The organism is Sulfolobus sp. B1, from assembly GCF_007050195.1.
In the GTDB taxonomy this organism is placed as follows: Archaea; Thermoproteota; Thermoprotei_A; order Sulfolobales; family Sulfolobaceae; genus Saccharolobus.
The window spans coordinates 1-5039 of the sequence record NZ_QIMI01000117.1 but is presented as its reverse complement, the minus strand read 5'-3'; the positions used below and the strand labels follow the sequence as shown (position 1 = coordinate 5039).

The window sequence follows — 5039 nt, the reverse complement described above, 5'->3', positions numbered from 1 at the left end:
TAGTAGTAACAAGTGCAGGTAAGAGTGGAATAAGTTTAGGGTATTTCCAAGATGTGGGAGTCTTACCGGAGCCTTTAACTCGTCAGCCAATGCTGTAAGAGAATATCTTACTATAAACCTCTTTAAAACCTCACTAGTACCTCCACCTATAGTTCCTAGCTTAGCGTTCCTGTAAATTCCTTCCACTGGATAGAACTTAGTCCATCCATCCCCTCCCATAGCTTGGATAGCATCCCTAGAAGCTTTCTCAACAGCCTCAGTTGAAAATACTTTTAACACATTTGCGTCAATTACTGGATCAATACCTTGGTCGAGTAAATAGGCAGTATAATAGGTTAATAGTCTGGTTATCCTATAGGAAATTAATATATCCGCTAGCTTATATTGATTAGCTTCATACTCAAAAGTAGTTTGATTAAATTGAACCCTTCTCCTAGTATAAAATGCAACATATTTGGCTAATTCTCTTAATAAACCAACTTGTTGAGCACCTATTACTAACCTTTCGAAATTAAGCCCAGAAACTAAGATCCACCATCCTTGACCCTCCTCGCTTAGCCTATTTTCCTCAGGGACTTCAACATGATCCAAATCTAAGTAGCCGTTTAATAATCCATCGAACCCTTGAAGTTCATTTATCTTTTCTACATGAAAACCTTTCATACCTTTTTCTAAAATAAAGGCTGAGAGATGGGAGTAAGATTTTCTTGCTTTAGGGCTAGGATCTGTTACAGCATAGACAACGTATGTCTCAGCCATACCAGCGTTAGTTATAAATCTCTTCTTACCATTTAATATGTACTTATCACCCTCTTTGACTGCTACAGTCTCTGCTCCAGCAGCATCACTCCCCACGTAAGGTTCCGTAATACATACTGCCCCTACAGCACCTTTAGCGAACTTAGGTAACCACTTAGCCTTTTGCTCTTCATTTCCAAACCTTAAAATCTGATATAACCCCCCGAAGAGCGTAGTAGCGAAAACTCCTCCCACTGAGCCTAAGTTGGTTATATACTCTGAAAGGATAGCCGTACTTGTGTAGTCTCCATTCATTCCACCATACTCCTTAGGGATTACAATACCCCACCATCCCTTTTCGACAACTTTCTTATGTAGATCTAAGGGATATTCGTTCCTCCATAATGCTTCCTCTGCTCTTCCCCTATTTTCTTCAACAAAATTTTCTACCTCTTCAGCTAATTTCTTATGTTCTTCTTTCCACCACGGTAAGGCTTCTACCAACTTTAACTCACAGATCAATTTAAGAAGGAAACATTAATAAACTTATATTCTGAAGTACTCGAATGTAATCATTAATTCCCACATTAAATATTAGCACTATATTCTTATATCTATTTCATAAATTATATGAAAAAATAACTATACATCTACCGATTAAAACCTTTGCTATCAAATAAACTATTCATACAAAAATGTTTCACTTTCAAGTGCAATGATTTTTAATGAAACATAGCATTTAAAAAGCAATAATTTAGATTAATTTCGTTAACTTTCCCTCTAATTTTAGAAGAGATTCAAATAAAAAGTAGTCCCCCCATATAAGTTCACTATTAACTCCTATCCCACGTTTCTTGAAATAGCAACCATTAGTTAAAATTCCAGGAGGTCTAGCATCACCTTCCTTAATACCAGTCAAATAATTCTCTACAAGGCTTATAACAGTATTTTTAGCGAATTCCTTGTACTTTTCCTCATTGAAAAGTTCAGCTAATTTAAGAAAAGCTGAGGCAGATATGGCTGTTGAAGAAGTATCTTTTAGCGTTGTATCATGAAAATCCCAAAATGCAACACTCTGAAGGCCTTATATCCCATTTCAACTCCTAATGACGCTGAATAAAGCTTACTTAAACTAACAAACCCATGTAACGTTGGTTTAATCATATAACCTAATGATAAACCAATCGAATTCTTTAAGTTTGTATTATATAATTCTGATAAAACAATTGACGTCGATAGAGAGTGAATAGACGTCATCGATTGCCCTCTAGTCTTACTTATGGATAACGAAGAAGCAACTCTGGCTGAAATTTCCGATGACGCTATAGCTGACTTCATTAAATCCTCGCCGGAGACGTTTAAGTAGGGAATTGAGAATAACGATGCTGCAGTTATTCCATGACCTAAATGACCATAATATAGTAAGGTAGAATCGTAATCATACATTACACTGAGAATTGGAAACAACTCTAGCACTGATTCGATTTTTGAAATGCCAAGCTTTTTACTCCATTCAGACCTGGATGATACTAACGTCGCTGAAATAGTGTCTATGATCATTAATTTAGCGTTCTCTAAGCTTTTGTGTGGTATCTTGGAAATGGATAAGTTTTCAGTCCATTGAACAGCTTCATCTAAGAACGATTCCATTAATATTATTTATTTGTATAACAATATAAGGGTTCATGACTTTCGATATTTTACGTCAGCTCCCCTAATAACACTTATCAATATTTTTTAAATTAAGAAGTTATTTTCCATACACGGAATTTTCTCTAAAATAGACAAGTAAAAAATTTTTATAGGTTCTTTCAATTAATCTTGTAACCCAAAATCTTTTAGGTGAATCCTTCTCACTTGTTCGGGCTTTAACTTAACAGCTTTCTCGATTACTGCATATCTTTGCTGAAACATTCTACCAGCAAACTCAAGAACATCTTTGAATCCTTCATCACTCTTAGTAAAATAGTTGAACAGTGGCCCAATATCTTCATCCCTCCATTTAGGTGAAAGCAATATTTTTCTATTAACTTCAATCAGAGGAAATGCAACCTCTTGAGATAATGAATTAAAGTAGTTAATGAACTCTTTTAATAATCTCTCACCATGCATAGAGATCATTAACGCGGCAACGTAGGCTCCAAAAGATATATGTCTAGCCTCATCCCTTACAATTAGTTTTACCATCTTGTATAGTCCCGGTAATACTGGCAAAACTTTTTCGTAACCCTTCACAAATCCATAATATCCAGTTTCAGCTAAGATCCCTTCTGCTACAAACATATATGACACTACTGCTCTTATGATATTTTCAGGAGATGGATCCTTATATAATGACCTCATGTTAGTTGGTATTATTTCATAGAACAGCTTTCTATAAGGCTCGTTTTGGTATGTATATTCATATATTCCTTCGGTTTCTCCCACGCTCTCAAACCATCTCCTAAAGGCTACAGTGTGATTGGCCTCATCCCTAGCGAATTGAGTAAGATATAAAGTTTCTTCAACAAATCCTAACTCCTCCATGACTTGAGCTAATGGCAATATATCCCTTGCCACACATTCCTCACCGGCAATGAAGTACGAAGATGTAACCTTGGTCTGCATCTTATCTGATGGTTTCATATTTTTCCATTGTTCAGCATCTTGAGAAAAATCTAACTCATAAGCGTTCCACCTTAATTTTTCTCCTAATTCGAAAAGTCTCATTGGGAATGAGTTCCAATCAATACCTTCAACCGTTGACTTAAACTTTTTATGAAGAATCTTTCCCTCCTTGTTCTCGTTTCCGTAATCAGGATTTATTACTCCCATAAGTCCTCTTGTTTCAATTAGTTTTGATCAATATAAACTTTGCTATTTTAAATTAATTAAGAGGCTATTATATATATAAGGCGATTTAGGGGATCCTAGGGTATAAATTCATAATTTTTTATTTTTAGGTAAATTATAGAGAGTTAAGAATATAAGATACTATCATCTAAAATTTAACAATGATAAAGGGTTTAAAATCTACTACAAACGATGATTGGCAATTAAACGTTCATAAATTACTCGAATACGCGGCAAAAGTGCATCGTGAAACGGAAATAATCTCTGATAGAAGGTTAGTAGGAGGAGAGTTTCATGTATTAAATTACGGAAAGATATACAAAAGAGTGTCTACCATGGCTAACGCATTCGAAAAAGAAATGAACGTCAAAGCTGGTGATATTGTAGCTATATTAGACTGGAACGATCATAGATATTTTGAATCATTATTCTCCCTTCCTTCATTGGGGGCAACTCTATTACACTTGAACTTTCGTCTTCCCCCTTCAGATCTAATATATATTGTTGAACACACTAAGGCACGAGGATTATTGGTTGACGATTCCTTACTTCAATTGGCACAAATACTCTCTAAATCGCATAAATTTGATTTCGCAGTAGTAATGAGTGATAAACCTATTGAGGAAATAGAGCAATTGAAAAATATTAGAGATTCCTTACCGAGAGATCTTTACGGATATGAGGAATTGATAAAATCTCATTCACCAAACAGAAAATTTGAAGAAATAGATGAGAAAACAGCAGCTTACGCAGCCTTTACCTCTGGTACAACGGGGCTACCTAAGGGTATTTTATACTCACATAGATCAGTTATTCTTCATGCAATGGCTGTAGCACATGACTTCAATCCAAAGGATGTCTTATTACAAGTTGTACCGATATTTCACGCTAATGGTTGGGGAACCCCATTTGCTGCAACTATAGAAGGATGTAAGCAAATATACCCGGGAAGGTTTAGTCCAGAAACCATAACTAATTACATAATCAATTACAAGGTAACAAGAACAGCTGCAGTACCAACTGTAGTCCTAGAGCTACTGAGAAGATTGGAAAAGCTGGAACCAAAACCCGATTTAAGGGGACTGAAGATAGGGATAGGTGGTCAAGAACCACCGGCTTTTCTCGTTAAGGAACTTGCTAAATACGGAATAGAAGCATATCAAGGCTATGGAGCGACTGAGACTAGCCCATTAGTTTCTGCAGCAGTTGAAAAGACTTCTGAGATGCAACAACTATCTCTTGATGAGAAGTTCTTTAAGATGAAACAAGGCTTGATAGTGTTTGGTGTTGAGGTTAGGTTGGTTGATCCTGTTTCTGGTGGTGATTTGCCTTGGGATGGTAGGAGTGTTGGTGAGTTGTGGTTTAGGGGTCCTTGGATTGCTAGGGAGTATTTTGATGATCCTAGGTCTTCTAAGTCTTTTACTGAGGATGGTTGGTGGAGGAGTGGTGATGTTGGTGTTATTGATTCT

Annotated in this window: 3 protein-coding genes and 1 pseudogene; 1 reads left to right on the top strand and 3 read right to left on the bottom strand. The window is 36.2% G+C overall.

The window, feature by feature from the left end; translation table 11 throughout:
* Positions 1–38: 38 nt before the first annotated feature.
* From DMP16_RS07810 to DMP16_RS07795, 3 genes and pseudogenes are all read right to left on the bottom strand, one after another.
* Positions 39–1242, bottom strand: a pseudogene (locus tag DMP16_RS07810) (acyl-CoA dehydrogenase family protein); the annotation flags it as partial.
* Positions 1243–1776: 534 nt separating this feature from the next.
* A complete protein-coding gene (locus DMP16_RS11035; RefSeq protein WP_069284362.1) occupies positions 1777–2388 on the bottom strand; it encodes a hypothetical protein in 612 nt (203 codons plus the stop codon).
* Between the two features lie 165 nt (positions 2389–2553).
* Positions 2554–3552 (bottom strand): R2-like ligand-binding oxidase, encoded by a 999-nt coding sequence (locus DMP16_RS07795; protein WP_069284363.1) that lies wholly within the window; start codon positions 3550–3552, stop codon positions 2554–2556.
* 179 nt (positions 3553–3731) lie between these two features.
* Here DMP16_RS07795 and DMP16_RS07790 point away from each other — a divergent pair.
* A partial coding sequence (locus tag DMP16_RS07790) for an AMP-binding protein (RefSeq protein ID WP_143577059.1) occupies positions 3732–5039 on the top strand: 1308 nt, incomplete at its 3' end.

What these genes read in the sequence shown, in the direction of transcription:
- DMP16_RS11035 (WP_069284362.1), bottom strand. Translation starts at nt 2,388, where the DNA reads ATGGAATCGTTCTTAGATGAAGCTGTTCAATGGACTGAAAACTTATCC.
- DMP16_RS07795 (WP_069284363.1), bottom strand. Translation starts at nt 3,552, where the DNA reads ATGGGAGTAATAAATCCTGATTACGGAAACGAGAACAAGGAGGGAAAG.